This window comes from Lentzea sp. NBC_00516 (assembly GCF_036346835.1).
Taxonomy (GTDB): domain Bacteria; phylum Actinomycetota; class Actinomycetes; order Mycobacteriales; family Pseudonocardiaceae; genus Lentzea; species Lentzea sokolovensis.
The window spans coordinates 4,019,609-4,033,856 of the sequence record NZ_CP107840.1; the positions used below are offsets into that span (position 1 = coordinate 4,019,609).

At 70.0% G+C, this 14,248-nt stretch carries 14 protein-coding genes; 11 read left to right on the top strand and 3 right to left on the bottom strand.

From position 1 onward, the window contains the following. Positions 1 to 56 precede the first annotated feature (56 nt). The 4 genes from OG205_RS17700 to OG205_RS17715 all read left to right on the top strand — a co-directional run bounded on the left by OG205_RS17700 (position 57) and on the right by OG205_RS17715 (position 4,633). Positions 57 to 482 carry a hypothetical protein gene (locus tag OG205_RS17700; RefSeq protein WP_330277348.1) on the top strand — a complete coding sequence of 142 codons (426 nt, stop codon included), beginning with the start codon at positions 57 to 59 and terminating at the stop codon, positions 480 to 482. Positions 483 to 542: 60 nt separating this feature from the next. Next, positions 543 to 1,340, top strand: coding sequence for a hypothetical protein (locus OG205_RS17705; protein ID WP_330277349.1), 798 nt, complete (start codon positions 543 to 545; stop codon positions 1,338 to 1,340). A gap of 168 nt (positions 1,341 to 1,508) precedes the next feature. Further along, the gene (locus tag OG205_RS17710; RefSeq protein ID WP_330277350.1) at positions 1,509 to 3,311 is read left to right on the top strand and encodes a vWA domain-containing protein; all 1,803 of its coding nucleotides are present in this window, start codon (positions 1,509 to 1,511) and stop codon (positions 3,309 to 3,311) included. Continuing rightward, positions 3,308 to 4,633, top strand: coding sequence for an extracellular solute-binding protein (locus OG205_RS17715; protein WP_330277351.1), 1,326 nt, complete (start codon positions 3,308 to 3,310; stop codon positions 4,631 to 4,633). The genes OG205_RS17710 and OG205_RS17715 overlap by 4 nt, the downstream gene beginning before the upstream one ends. Here the strand turns inward: OG205_RS17715 and OG205_RS17720 are convergent. The 3 genes from OG205_RS17720 to OG205_RS17730 are packed head-to-tail and all read right to left on the bottom strand — an operon-like array spanning position 4,630 to position 7,226. Beyond that, positions 4,630 to 5,655 (bottom strand): ferrochelatase, encoded by a 1,026-nt coding sequence (locus tag OG205_RS17720; protein ID WP_330277352.1) that lies wholly within the window; start codon positions 5,653 to 5,655, stop codon positions 4,630 to 4,632. The two genes, OG205_RS17715 and OG205_RS17720, sit on opposite strands and share 4 nt — an antisense overlap. Positions 5,656 to 5,707: 52 nt before the next feature. Next, entirely contained in the window at positions 5,708 to 6,475 is a 768-nt protein-coding gene (gene fabI, locus OG205_RS17725) for an enoyl-ACP reductase FabI (RefSeq protein WP_093588011.1), read from the bottom strand. Positions 6,476 to 6,521: 46 nt separating this feature from the next. Then, entirely contained in the window at positions 6,522 to 7,226 is a 705-nt protein-coding gene (locus tag OG205_RS17730) for a beta-ketoacyl-ACP reductase (protein ID WP_330277353.1), read from the bottom strand. A 108-nt stretch (positions 7,227 to 7,334) separates the two neighbouring features. Here OG205_RS17730 and OG205_RS17735 point away from each other — a divergent pair, with 108 nt between their 5' ends. The 7 genes from OG205_RS17735 to OG205_RS17765 all read left to right on the top strand — a co-directional run bounded on the left by OG205_RS17735 (position 7,335) and on the right by OG205_RS17765 (position 14,224). Beyond that, a complete protein-coding gene (locus OG205_RS17735) occupies positions 7,335 to 9,917 on the top strand; it encodes an FAD-binding and (Fe-S)-binding domain-containing protein (RefSeq protein WP_330277354.1) in 2,583 nt (860 codons plus the stop codon). A gap of 28 nt (positions 9,918 to 9,945) precedes the next feature. Continuing rightward, positions 9,946 to 10,368, top strand: coding sequence for a hypothetical protein (locus tag OG205_RS17740; protein WP_330277355.1), 423 nt, complete (start codon positions 9,946 to 9,948; stop codon positions 10,366 to 10,368). Between the two features lies 1 nt (position 10,369). Then, complete coding sequence (locus OG205_RS17745; protein ID WP_330277356.1) at positions 10,370 to 10,789, top strand: hypothetical protein; 420 nt, start codon at positions 10,370 to 10,372, stop codon at positions 10,787 to 10,789. Position 10,790: 1 nt separating this feature from the next. Then, complete coding sequence (locus OG205_RS17750; protein ID WP_330277357.1) at positions 10,791 to 11,213, top strand: hypothetical protein; 423 nt, start codon at positions 10,791 to 10,793, stop codon at positions 11,211 to 11,213. A gap of 186 nt (positions 11,214 to 11,399) precedes the next feature. Further along, positions 11,400 to 12,059 (top strand): response regulator transcription factor, encoded by a 660-nt coding sequence (locus tag OG205_RS17755; RefSeq protein ID WP_093588014.1) that lies wholly within the window; start codon positions 11,400 to 11,402, stop codon positions 12,057 to 12,059. Beyond that, positions 12,060 to 13,364 carry a sensor histidine kinase gene (locus OG205_RS17760; RefSeq protein ID WP_330277358.1) on the top strand — a complete coding sequence of 435 codons (1,305 nt, stop codon included), beginning with the start codon at positions 12,060 to 12,062 and terminating at the stop codon, positions 13,362 to 13,364. Then, entirely contained in the window at positions 13,361 to 14,224 is an 864-nt protein-coding gene (locus tag OG205_RS17765) for a TAXI family TRAP transporter solute-binding subunit (RefSeq protein WP_330277359.1), read from the top strand. The genes OG205_RS17760 and OG205_RS17765 overlap by 4 nt, the downstream gene beginning before the upstream one ends. Positions 14,225 to 14,248: the final 24 nt, after the last annotated feature.

The window sequence follows — 14,248 nt, forward strand, 5'->3', positions numbered from 1 at the left end:
GCGTTGATTTCAAATGGGCCCCTTCACCGGCGGACTGGCGGGCCAGCCTGCGCGCGATGGTGCCGATGTTCAGATGGGCGCCGTGGTTCGCGCTCGTGCTCGCGGTGTTCTCGCTGGTGCTGCTGTTCGGCTTCGACGACACGCTCTTCGTGGCGCTCTTCGGCCTGGTGTGCGCGCTGGTCATCGGGTTCATGGAGCCGGTCGCCGTGTGGTGGCGCTTCTCGTCAGACGAGATGATCAGCCGGACCGTGGTCGGCAGCGCCGACGAGCAGTCGTTCCGGATGGCCGTGGGCCACACCGTGCGCGAGGAGATCGTCTGGCAGGAGCTGCCAGGCTGGACCGAGACGCGGCAGGGCTTCGTGCTGGAGACGCTCGACGAGGGCGCGGCGTCGCTTTCCGTGCCGCACCGGGCTTTCGCGTCCGATGAGGACACCGCGTCGTTCCGCACCCTCCTCGAAAAGCACATCGGTCCGGCCAATTAGTCGTCTCGGATCGGGCACACCGGGTGGGGCTCCCGGGGCTGGGCCACGTAATCTCGTCGGGTGTCCTGTGCAAGTGCCACGCTGGTCGTGTGGACGTCGGGATGGCTGCACGGTCTAGCCGCCGCCGACGACGTCCTCGACGCCCTGCACATGTGGGCCGAGCAGCACGAGGTGGTGGCCGACGACGACGGCACCGCCACGGCGCTCGACCTCCCCGGTCCCGACGAGGCCCCCGTGGGGCCCGCTCTGCTGCTGGCCGCCCTGCGGCGCGCCGGCGCGACCTCCGCCCGGCTGGTGCTACCAGTACCGGGCGACGTGCGAGGCCTGGGCGGCAAAGGCCAGCTCTCGAATTGCGCGCTGAGGTCCGGCGAGGCCCTGGTGGTGCCGTCCGTGCACATCGGGCTCGTGCCGAAGATCGTGGCGGACGGCGTGATGCGCTGGACGGTGTTCGACCTGCCGTCGTCCAACGGCCTGGAGCACATCCCGATCGGCGAGGCCGAGCACGGCCTGGGCGCGGCGCTGCGCGAGGCGACGGCGGCCCTGGCGTCGCTCGACGTGGCCAAGCACCGCCCGAACGTGCGCAAGGAGATCACCGACCTGGCTGCGGAGAACTCCACGCTGCCCTGGCCGGACGCGATGCCGCCCCGCTCGCTGCGAGTGCTGCAACGGGCCGCCGAGGTGGCCGCGATCGTGTCCGTGGCGAGCTCCGACTCCCCCGGCGGCGCGATGTCGGCGTCGGCGATGACCGCGCGCACCGAGGCGCTGCGGCCGGTGTCGGAAGCCGTGCGCCGCGCACGGTGCGCGGCGGTCGACGAGGCCGTGCGCGTGCTGGCGGACAGCGGAGCCGGTCGGCACTGACGTCAGGTGACGAGCTGGTGACGGCTGTCCGCAGGCACGCTGAACGCCGGACCTGGACATGCACTGATCCAAACGAGTGGTTCTCCTCCGGCAACCCCGCCCTGGCGGGCAACTCCCCCAGAACTGTCGGTGCCCCGACATAGGGTGCCGAACGGGGAGGAACGCCGGATGGAGGACGTCGACCAGCGCCGGTCGAGCACAGCGCCCAGGTACGCGGGCGCCCTCATGCTCACCGCGGTAGCCGGGCACCTGCTCTCGGAGACGGCCACCGGGGCGCTCTCGACCTGGCAGTCGTGGGTGCTCTACGGCATCGGCGCCACGCTCCTCGTGCTGTCCGCGTCCGCGATCGACCGCCTGAACCAGTTGGTCAAACGGATCCGGTTGCGCTGGGTGGTGTTCACGGCCGTGCTGGTGGTCGCGGCGGGGCTGATCGCGCTCGCGGCGCCGCCCCTGATCGCGTACGGGCGGGTGCTGCTGCTCGGCTGTCCACAACCGACCGAGGTGCGGGTCCTGACGTCGCAGGACGCGTTGCCCGCGATCGGCGAGGTGGCGCGGAAGTTCGAGCAGCACACGGCCGCGGAGAACCACGGGTGCCGCACGTCGCGGCTCTACGTGTTCGCGGCGCCGGGCAACCGGGGTGCGATCGCGCTGCGGTCCTCCTGGTCGTCGCCGGAACTGCGGGAGATCGGGCCGCACCCGGACGTGTGGCTGCCGGACTCGACCACGGAGACGAACGAGGTGGTGCGCCGCACCGGTGGCATCGGGTCGGCGGTGCGCATCACGCCGGGCGACTCGGTCGCGTTCTCGCCCGTCGTGCTCGCGGTGCCCACGCCGATCGCGCAGGACGTCGTCTCCGGCTCCCCGGAGACGTGGGGCGAGCTGATGACCAAGGTCGGCAAGAACGAGATCACGATCGGCAGGCCGAACCCGCTGATGGCGATCGATGGCAGGCTCGCCACGGTGGCGTTGTACGAGACGCTCGAACCGGCCGTCGTCGAGCGCAGGGTCACGGAGACCGACCGGCCGCAGCCGGGTGCCGCGATGATCACGACCGAGCAGGTCCTGTTGCGGTACAACAGGACGGGCTGTGCGCAGAAGCCGTGCCTGACCGCGCTGTACCCGTCGGACACCTACCGCGCCGACTACCCGCTGAACCTCGTCGAGTGGGACGCCCCGGACGTGTCGAACTTCGCCGCCCGCGCGCCGGCGAAGGCGTTCCAGGCGTGGCTCGGCACGCAGGAGGGCATGACGGCGCTCAACACCGCCGGGCTGCGACCCGCCCGGCAGGCCGCGGGGGCCGAGTTCCGCGAGGAGTACGGGGTGAAGGCCGGCCTGGCGCTCGACCGCGCCGAGGCCGCACCCGGCGAGGAGGCCCAGACCGCGTTCCTGAAGAAGTACGAACAGGCCAAGAGGGACGGACGCGTCTGGCTCACGCTCGACGCGTCCGGCTCGATGGCCGAGCAGACGGCCACCGGCGAGAAGCGGTTCGACGTGGCGGTCGAAGGTGTCCGCAAGGCCCTTACGCAGATGGGTGCCAAGGACACGTACGGCCTGTCCGTGTTCAACGACACTGAGGTCCGGCCGCTCATCTCCCTCGGCAGGCGCGACAAGGAGGCCACCACCGCCGCGCTGAACGCCGTGCGGCCGACCGGTGGCACGCCACTGCACCAGGCGATCCTCGACAGCCTCGACCGGGTCGGGGTGAACGACGCGGACCACGTCAGCGCGGTGATCGCGTTGACCGACGGCGAGGACACGACGAGTCCGCAGACCCGGCAGGACGTGGTGAACGCGGTGCGGCAGAAGGGGATCCGGGTGTTCGTGATCGCCGTCGGCGAGGCCAGCTGTGCGGCCCACGCGCTGACCGCGATCACGGACGCGGCCGGCGGTGAGTGCCGTGACTCGACCACGGACACGCTCGGCGACGACCTGGCGGCGTTGTTCCGCCGGGTGTGGGGAGGTGCCGGATGAGATGGGTGCGGCGCACGTGGGCGGCTCTGCCGAGGCTGGGCCCGCCCGGCGTGGTGTGGGCGAACCGGTCGTGGCTCGCGATGGGCGTGGCCGTCGGCATCGTGCTGACGATCCTGTTCACCAGCGGGGTGCAACCGCTCTTCCGCGAGTCGACCGACTGGGAGAAGGGCAAGCTCGTCGTGCTCAGCGGCCGCGACCAGAGCGACGGCGGCCAGCGGCGCGCGTTGATCAACCAGTGGAACGCCGAGCACCCCGAACAACCCGCGGAGATCATCGAGCTGCCCACGGAGGCGGACGGCCAGCGCAGCGAGATGGTCGCGCGGGCCAGGGAGAAGGCCGACAACGCGGACGTCTTCAACCTCGACGTCACCTGGACCGCCGAGTTCGCCCAGTCCGGCTACCTGCGCCCGCTGTCCACCGTGGACACCAGCGGGTTCCTGCGGCGTCCGCTGGAGAGCTGCCGCTACCAGGGCGTGCTGTGGGCGTTGCCGTTCAACACGGACGCGGGCCTGCTCTTCTACCGCAAGGACCTGGTCCAGGACGAACCTCTCGGCCTCGACGACATCGCCGACACCTCGACCCGAGCGCTGCGGGCCGCGCAGGACGCCCGGCTCACCGCCGGCTACGCGGGTCAGTTCCTCGACTACGAGGGCCTCACCGTGAACGCCCTGGAGCTGATCTGGGCGGAGAAGGGCGACGTCGTCGACGAGAGCGGCAAGGTCGTGATCGACTCCGAGCGCACCCGCCGTGCCCTGCGCTGGCTCGCCGACGGCCTCAAGGGCGAGAAACCCGTGGTGCTGCCCGAATCCCGCGCGCAGAACGAGCAGCTGACCACCCAGGCGTTCCGCGACGGCAAGGTCGTCTTCATGCGCAACTGGCCCGTGGCCCACCGCACGCTGCAGGGCAACCGCGGCGAGTCCGCAGGCCGCCCCGCCATCGACTTCGAGGTGGCGCAGCTGCCCGGCCCGAGCGTGCTGGGCGGTCAAAACCTCGCGATCTCCGCCAAGTCCGCCAAACCCCGCGCCGCCCAGGCCCTCATCGAGTTCCTCACCGGCCCGCGCAGCCAGCAACTCCTCTTCGAGCGCGGAGGCCTCGCCGCCACCCGCGGCATCGTCTACCAGGACAGCCGGGTCGCCACCGAACACCCCTACGCACGCACACTGCTGAAGGCGATCGAGGACGCGCGACTGCGGCCGCTCACCCCGTACTACTCACGCTTCAGCGACGAGTTCCGCACGATCGTCCGCTACGCCCTCGACCACGACGGCGCCTTACCCGGCAACGCCGAGGAGGCGCTGACCGCGGCCCTGCAAGGGCGCTAGGCGCGCGCGGGCCTCTTCGCCGGTTCGCAGCACAGCGGCGCGCACGGCGCACCGTTCACCGTGCAGCCGGCCACCGTGAACGACGACAGCTTCCGCACGGGAGCATCGGCAGTGTGCTCGGCGACGAGCTCCACGACGAGTTCGGCGAAACGCGGGTCCGCGTTCGGAGTGGCGGCGCGGGCGAACTCCATGCCCAGCTCCGCGGCACGGTCGCGGGCCTCGGTGTCGAGGTCCCACACGACTTCGAGGTGGTCGGACACGAATCCGATCGGGCACACGACGACCCCGGTGACGCCCTTGGCGTGCAGGGCGTCGATGTGGTCGACGACGTCCGGCTCCAGCCACGGGATCTGCGGCGGGCCCGAACGCGACTGCCACACGACGTCGTACTCGGTGATGCCCAGCTCCGCGGCCACGAGCCGCGAGGCCTCGACGATCTGACGCGAGTAGCGGTAGCCGCCCTCCGCGGGCGGCCCGGCGGCCTTGTCGGCGGACACCGGCACCGAGTGCGCGGTGAAGACCAGCCGGTACGAGCCGTTCAGGGACGCGGCGGCGGCGCGGATGCCGTCGGCGAAGGACGAGATGAACAGCGGGTGGTCGAAGAACTGGCGCAGCTTCACGAGTTCGGGGCCGTCCGGCACGGCCTGCAGCGCGCGCACGATGTCCTCGTCGTACTGGCGGCAAGCGGAGTAGCCGCCGTACGCGCTCGTCGGGAACACCAGCGCGCGCTTGATGCCGTCGGCCTTCATCTGCGCGACGACGTCCTCGGCCATCGGGTGCCAGTTGCGGTTGCCGAAGTAGATCGGCAGCTCGAAACCGGTGGCCCGCACGGCCTCGATGGCTTCGAGGTTCAGGCGGTTGATCGGCGACACGCCGCCGAAGTGCTGGTAATGGGCCTCGACCTCGTCCAGCCGCTCCGGCGGCACGCCACGTCCGCGAACCACGTTCTCCAGGAAGGGACGGACGTCCTCAGGACCTTCCGGTCCTCCGAAAGACAGCCAGAGCAGCGCGTCGAAACTCACCGCTCCATCCAATCAGACGCCCGATCGCCTCACATGACGAACAGATGTGACATCAGAGACCGAGGAAGTGCACGCCGCCGTCGACGAAGACCATCGATCCCGTGGTGGCAGGGAACCAGTCGGACAGCAGGCCGCAGACGGACTTCGCGACCGGCGTGGGGTCGTCGACGTCCCACGAGAGCGGAGCCTTCTCGCCCCACATCTTCTCGAGCTCGCCGAAGCCCGGGATGGACTTCGCGGCCATCGTGCGCACCGGGCCGGCGGAGATCAGGTTCACGCGGATGCCGTCCGGGCCGAGGTCGCGCGCCATGTAGCGGTTGATCGACTCGAACGCCGCCTTCGCCGCGCCCATCCAGTTGTAGGCGGGCCACGCCTGGCGGGCGTCGAAGTCGAGACCGACGACCGACGCGCCGTGCGAGAGCAACGGGCGAGTGGCCTGCACGAGCGCCTTGTACGAGTACGCGGAGACGTGCATCGCGACGGAGACGTCCTCCCACGGCGCGTCCATGAACGGTGCGCCGAGGCAGCTCTGCGGGGCGAAGCCGATGGCGTGCACGACACCGTCGAGGCCGTCGACGTGCTCACGCACGCGGTCGGCGAGCGTGTCGAGGTGTTCCTGGTTCTGCACGTCGAGCTCGACGACGGGCGCGGGCTTGGGCAGGCGCTGGGCGATGCGCGTCACGAGGCTCATCCGGCCGAACCCGGTCAGCACGACCTCGGCGCCCTGCTCCTGGGCGACGCGTGCGACGTGGAAGGCGATCGACGCGTCGGTGATGACACCGGTGATCAGCAGTCGCTTGCCTTCGAGCAGTCCGGTCACTTGATCCAACCCTTTCGCAGTACGAGACAGCAGTAGTGGAGAAAGCTCAGTGGCCCATGCCGAGGCCGCCGTCGACCGGCAGCACGGCACCGTTGATGTAGCCCGCCTCGTTCGCGGCGAGGAACGTGACGGCGCGCGCGATCTCGTCGGCCGCACCGTAACGGCCGGCCGGGATCTGCTTGAGCGCTGCCTCGCGGACGGCCTCTGGCAGGTCCGCCGTCATGTCCGTGGTGATGAAGCCGGGCGCGATGACGTTCGCGGTGATGTTGCGCGAGCCGAGCTCCAGCGCGATCGAGCGCGCCATGCCGACCATGCCGGCCTTGGAGGCGGCGTAGTTGACCTGGCCGGCGCCGCCGGTGAGGCCCACGACCGACGAGATGAAGACGATGCGGCCGAACTTCTTGCGCAGCATGCCGCGGGAGGCGCGCTGGGCGAACCGGAACGCGCCGGTCAGGTTCGCGTCGACGACCTGGGTGAACTGCTCCTCGCTCATGCGCAGCAGCAGCGTGTCCTGCGTCATGCCCGCGTTGCAGACGAGCACCTCGACGGGACCGTGCGCGGCCTCGACCTCGGTGAACGCGGCGTCGATCTCCGCCGAGTTCGTCACGTCGCACTTCACGCCGAGCAGGCCTTCGGGAGCGCCGGACCCGCGGTGCGTCACCGCGACCTTGTCGCCCTGCGCCGCGAACGCCTGCGCGATGGCGAGGCCGATGCCGCGGTTGCCTCCGGTGACCAGAACGGACCGACTCACTAGCTCTCCTGAGAATCGCTGCTGGTTGACCGGGTGAGGTTATCGGCTACCGGCAGGTAGACCGGCATCGGCGGAGGCATGTCACATCAATGCGGGCATGATCGGGTGATGCGGGCCTTTCTCGATCAGCTCCGGCGCGATGTGGACGGCGACGTGCTCGACGACCCGGCCAGCCGGGCCCTGTACTCGGCGGACGCGTCGAACTACCGGCACGTGCCGCGGGTGGTCGTCCGTCCACGCACGACGGACGCGGTGGTCGCGGCCGTCGGGCTGGCGGCCGAGCACCGGGTGCCGATCACCAGCCGTGGCGCGGGAACGTCCATCGCGGGCAACGCGTGCGGCACCGGCCTGGTGATCGACTTCAGCCGGTACCTGACCGCGTTCGAGATCTCCGGGGACCGCGCGTTCGCCCAGCCGGGTGCCGTGCTCGACAAGATCAACGCACAGGCCGGCGACCACCTCTTCGGCCCGGACCCGTCGACGCACTCCCGTTGCACGATCGGCGGGATGATCGGCAACAACGCGTGCGGCGCGCACTCGGTGAGGTGGGGCAAGACCAGCGAGAACGTCACGAACCTCCAGGTGCTGACCGCCGACGGCCGCACGTTCGACACGACGAACCCGCCTCTGCTCGCCCTGCCGGACCACGACCCGGCGTGGTTTCCCCAGCTCAGCCGCAGGGTCAGCGGCTACGCGCTGGACGCCCCGACGCTCACGCAACAGCTCGTCGGCACCGAGGGCACCTGTGTCGTGCTGCTGGGCGCGGAACTGAAGCTCGTGCGCAGGCCCGAGCGCCGCGTCCTGGTCGTGCTGGGCTTCGCGGACACCTACGAGGCCGCCGACCAGGTCACCCAGATCGAGAACGCGCTCGCGATCGAGGGGCTGAACGAGTCGCTGGTGCACAGCGTCCGCACCCGCCCCGACCTGCCGGAAGGCCGCAGCTGGCTGTTCGTCGAGGTCGAGGACGACCCCGAACGCGTCGCCAGGATCACCAGGAACTCGATGATCATCCACGATCCGGCGCAGCAGCGGGCGCTCTGGCGGATCCGCGAGGACGGCGCCGGACTCGCCACCCGCATGGCCGACGGCAGCGAGGCCTGGTCCGGCTGGGAGGACGCGGCCGTCCCGCCGGAGCGCCTCGGCGCCTACCTGCGCGAGTTCGACCAGCTGCTGACCGGGTACGGCCGCCGCGGCATCACCTACGGCCACTACGGCGAGGGGTGCATCCACGTCCGCATCGACTTCGACCTCGCGCACGGCTACCGCGAGTTCCTGCAGGACGCCGCCGACCTGGTCGTCCGCCACGGCGGCAGCCTGTCGGGCGAGCACGGCGACGGGCAGGCGCGGTCCGAGCTGCTCAGCCGCATGTACCCACCGGAGGCGATCAGGGCGTTCCGCCAGTTCAAGCACGCTTTCGACCCCGGGAACCTGCTCAACCCCGGCCGGATCGTGGAGCCGCTGAAGCTCGACGACGACCTGCGGATCCTGGTAGCGCCACCGAGGATCCCGACCCGCGCGGAGTTCGCGAGCGACACGCGGCGGTGCGTCGGCGTCGGCAAGTGCCTCAACACCAAGGGCGGCGTGATGTGCCCGAGCTATCGCGTCACCAAGGAAGAGAAGCACTCCACGCGAGGCCGTGCGCATCTGCTGTTCGAGATGCTCAACGGCGACGTGATCAAGGACGGCTGGAGGTCGCCCGAGGTCGCGGAGGCCCTGGACCTCTGTCTGGGCTGCAAGGGCTGCAAACGCGACTGCCCGGTCGACGTCGACATGGCGAGCTACAAGGCGGAGTTCCTGCACGAGCACTACAAGGGGCGACTCCGGCCGCTTGCCCACTACGCCATGGGCTGGCTGCCGACGTGGCTGAAGTACGGGCTGATCAACAGGTTCACCGCGAAGTTCGGCCGGTTCGCCGGGATCACGCCGGAACGGGAGCTGCCGACGCAGACCACCCGCCTCGTGCGCCAGCTGCACCCGATCGGCAAGGGCGATCCGGTGCTGCTGTTCCCCGACACGTTCACGAACCACTTCGAACCGGGCGTCGGTCTCGACGCCGCGAACGTGCTGGCGCATCTGGGAAACCGCGTCGAGGTGCCGTCCGCGAACGTCTGCTGTGGACTGACGCGGCACTCGACGGGGCAACTCTCCAAGGCGCGCCGGGTGATCGAACGCACCGCACGGGCGCTGCACCCGTGGACGAGCCAGGGCGTCCCGGTGATCGGCCTGGAACCGAGCTGCACGGCGTTCCTGAGGATCGAGGCCCCGAAGCTGTCGCAGGAGCCGTCCGTCCAGGCGCTGGCGCGGGCCACCCGGACGTTCGCCGAGCACGTCGCGCCGAAGCTGCCCGAACTCGACGGCGCCCGCGAGGCCGTCGTGCAGACGCACTGCCACCAGTACGCGGAACTCGGGTTCGACCCGGACCGCGAGGCGATGGCCAGGGCCGGGCTGAAGCCGAAGATCGTCGAGGGCTGCTGCGGACTGGCCGGGAACTTCGGTTTCGAGAAGGGGCACTACGACGTCTCGATCGCCTGCGCCGAACAGGACCTGCTGCCGGCGTTGCGCGACAACGAGGACGCGCTGGTGATCGCGGACGGCTTCAGCTGCCGCACGCAGATCCGCCACACCACCGAACGCGAACCGGTCCACCTGGCCAGCGCGCTCGCGGCCAGGCTGGGTGTGATTTACCGCTGACTAACCGCGCCCGGCCATCGTCGTGCGCATGCAGAAGAGGATTGGGGCCGCCGTGCTGGCGGCGGCGGCGATCGCCGTCACATTCGCCGGACCGGCCCAGGCCGAGACGAACCCGTACTGCGGCAGCGTCACGCAGATCGGGGCCACGAAGTACATCAAGGCGGGCTCCGAGACCGTCGCCTCGGTCAAGCAGTTCAAGGGCTGCAACAAGAACTGGGGCTACACCTACGTCTGGGACTCCTGGAAGTCCAAGCACGGCAGCAAGTTCCGCGCCGCCGCGGGCATCTACACCCGCACCAGCGAGGGCCCGCTGGGCTACAGCGGCCCTGGCGAGGGCGGCCAGGAGGCCTGGTCGAACGGCTCGAACACGCTGTCGGTCTGCACCCGTGGCTACGGTTCGGTGATCTCGTCGTCGTACTCGTACTCCGGCCTGACCGAGGAGCGGTGCTGACGTGCTGAAGAAGATCAGCGCCGCCGCCCTCGCGGCCGCGGCCATCGCCATGACGTTCACCGGCGCCGCGCACGCCGAGACGAACCCGTCGTGCTCCAGCGGGGTCACGCAGATGGGCGCCACCAAGTACATCAAGAGCGGCAGCACGACCATCGCCTCGGTCAAGCAGTTCAAGGGCTGCGGCAAGAACTGGGGCTACATCTACGTCTGGGACGCGTGGCGCGCCAGCCACCGGACCTACAGCATCTTCGCCGGTGTCCAGGTCCGCGGCGCCGAGTTCCCGAGCGGCTACAACCGGGCCGAGAACAAGCAGGAGCTGTGGTCCTACGGCACGGACACGCTGACCAAGTGCACCAAGGGTTACGGCTCAATCCAGGCGGCGTCCTACGGTGGCGGCGTCGAGACCGAGGAGCGTTGCTGACATGCTGAAGAAGATCAGTGCCACCGCACTCGCGGCCGCGGCCATCGCGATGACGTTCACCGGCGCCGCGCACGCCGAGACGAACCCCAAGTGCTCCAGCGGGGTCACGCAGATCGGGTCGACGAAGTACCTCAAGCACGGTTCCGAGACCGTGGCGTCGCTCAAGCAGTTCAAGGGCTGCAACAAGAACTGGGCGTACGTCTACATCTGGGACGCGTGGAAGGCCAAGCACCCGTCCAACCACATCCGGGCGGGCATCTGGACGCGCACCAGTGACGGCGCGGTCGACTACGCGGGCCACGACGGCACCAAGCAGGAGCTGTGGTCGTACGGCGCGAACACGCTGAGCGTCTGCACCTACGCGGCGGGCGACGTGTTCGGATCCGGCTACAGCGCCCACGGGTCGACTGACGAACGCTGCTAGGAACGGAAGGCGGAGGGCGGTCGCCGCAAGACCGCCCTCCGTTCCCTCAGAACCTGTTGTGATGGAACAACTACGTCCCGTGCATCCGAACGTACGGCAACCTCCGCCCACCCCGCGGGCAACTTAACCGTCCCTTAGGCGCGTCGCCACGCACACGAAACAGACTTCATGGCTGATACTGCTTCCATGCGGGTGCTGTTGGTCGAAGACGACGACGGTGTCGCCGACGCCCTGGTGGAAGCGCTGCGGGCGAACGGCCACCGGCCTTCCCGCGTGCGCAGGGGTGCCGACGCGCTGATCGCCCATCGCGACGCGGACGTGGTGCTGCTCGACCTCGGCCTGCCCGACCAGGACGGCCTGGAGGTGCTGCGCAAGCTCCGCAAGATCGACCCGGTGCCGGTGCTCGTGCTGACCGCCCGCGGTGACGAACGCACGGTGGTGCGAGGGCTCCGGCTCGGCGCGGACGACTACCTGGTCAAGCCGGTGCGGCTGGCCGAACTGCTGGCGCGCATCGACGCGGTGGCACGGCGCAGCGCGGCCCGGTCGCAGGAGCCCGAGGACGTCGTGCGGGTGTCCGACGTGGAGATCGACCTGCAGAGCCGTCAGGTCGTGGTCGGCGGGCGTGAGATCTCGTTGACCACCAAGGAGTTCGACGTGCTGGCGGTGCTCGCGCGACGCCCCGGCACGGCGGTGAGCCGGCAGCAGCTGATGGACGAGGTGTGGGGCAACGCGTTCGTCGCGGTGTCGCGCACGCTCGACGTGCACCTCACGCAGTTGCGCGCCAAGCTCGACCGGCCGGGGCTGCTGCACACGATCCGCGGTTTCGGCTACCGGCTCGGTGAATAGATGCGGCAACGGCTTCTGTTGGTGCTGCTGCTGTTCTCGCTCTCGGCCGTGACGGCGTTCGCGTTCCCGTTGCTGATGAGCACTGCCTCCGAACGCACCCAGCAGTTCGTGATCAGCCGCACCGCCGACCTGGACCGCTTCGCCACGCTGCCCGTCGACGTCGTGGTGTCCGAGGCGGAGCGGTACGCCGAGGTCTACGGCGAGGAGATCGTGGTCGTCGACGCGTCCGGCACGCCCGTCGTGGAGTCGGGCATGACGGCCGGTGACGTGTCCGCGCAGATCGACGCGGCCCTGCGCAACCAGCCGGCCGCGCCCGTTCCGACGGTGCTGCCGTGGAGCGGCGGCGACGTCCTGTTCGCCCGCCCGGTCGGCATCGGCACGAAGGTCGCGGGCGCCGTGGTGCTGCGGGCGTCGACCCGCGTGGCCGCGCTCGACGTGGCACGGCGGTGGGCGATCGTGCTGGCCGGGGCGTTGCTGGCGGCGTGCGCGTGCGTGCTGCTGGCTCTTGTCGTGTCACGGTGGCTGCTCAGGCCTTTGAAGGAACTCGACCGGGGTGTGCGAGCGGTCGCCGAGGGCCAACGGCGCACGCACGTCGCCGACACCGCCGGACCGGCCGAACTGCGGGCGCTGTCGGAGTCGTTCAACCGCATGTCCGACGCCGTCGCCGAGGCCGCCGACCAGCAACGACGACTGATCGCCGACGCCTCGCACCAGCTGCGCAACCCGATGGCGGCACTGCGGTTGCGCGTCGACATGTTGCCCTCCAACGGATCGCTGCTGACCGAGGTCGAACGCCTGGAGTCGTTGCTGGACGGGCTTCTGGCTCTCGCCAACGCCGAAAGCACCGCCACCGAACGCGCGGCCGGAGGCGTCGAACCCGAACTCGCCGATCTTCAGGTCGTGGCACACGACCGGGTCGACGCGTGGCGTGCGGCAGCTCAGGCGGACGGCGTCACGATCACCGTCGACGACCGGGCACCCGGACTGGTGCGCTGCGCGGTGTCGGACCTCGCGCAGGTGCTGGACGTGGTGCTGGACAACGCCATCAAGTACGGCGGCTCGGAGATCACCGTGGTGTGCGACCGCGCCACCCTGACCGTACGGGACAACGGACCCGGCCTGTCCAAAAAGGACATCAAGCACGCCACCGAACGGTTCTGGCGCGGCGACGACACCCGGCGAGGCACAGGTCTGGGACTGGCGATCGCGGAACGCATCGTCACCGCGCACGACGGAAAGCTGAAGCTGCACACCGACAACGGCCTGGTCGTGACGGTGGAACTGCCGAAGGAGCCGCTGCTGTGAGGCGCCGGACGCTACTGCTGGGCATGCTCGCGGTGACCGCCTGTGGTTCCTCGGAACCCGACGGCACCATCAGGATCGCCGGCGGCGAGCCCGGCGGTTTCTACAACGACTTCGCCGCGCTGATCTCACGCCTCTCCCCCAGCCCGCTGACCATCACGCCGATCCAGACCGGTGGCAGCGCCGACAACCTCAGGCACCTGCGCGAAGGCACAGCCGACATCGGCCTGTCGTTGAGCGACAGCGCCCACCTGGAACCCGGCCTCGTCGCGCTGGGCCGCGTCTACGAGAACTACCTGCAGCTGGTGGTCCTGAAGTCCTCGCCGTACACGACCGCCGCCGACCTGATCGGCAAGCCCGTGTCGCTGGGCGCGGACGGATCCGGTGCCGCTCTGCAGGGTTCACGGCTCGCGCTGGGCGTTCAGGAGGCGCACTACCCGTTGCGCAACGCGGTCGACGCCCTCAAGGCGGGCGAGATCGCGGCCCTGCTGTGGTCCGGCGGCGTCCCGACCCCCGAACTCGACAAGGCCAGCGGGATCAGGCTCCTGCCGCTGGACGGCTTTCTGCCGAAGCTGCGTCAGGACCACGGCAAGGTCTACGAACGAGTGGACGTCCGCATGGGCGTCTACGGCTCCCCCGTCGACGTCCCCACGATCGGCACGCCGAACCTGCTGGTGTGCCGGCCGGACCTCACCGCCGAGCACGCGAGCGCCGTCGTGCGGCTGCTGGTGGGCAGGGCCGCCGAACTGGTGCCGGAACAGGCGCTCGGCACGCAGTACCTCGACGTGCGCAGTCTGATCGACACGGGCAAGGTGCCGCTGCATCCCGGTGCCGCGGCGGAATACCGGAGGTTGCACGGATGACATCCCCTCCTCGCCAGGAGCGAT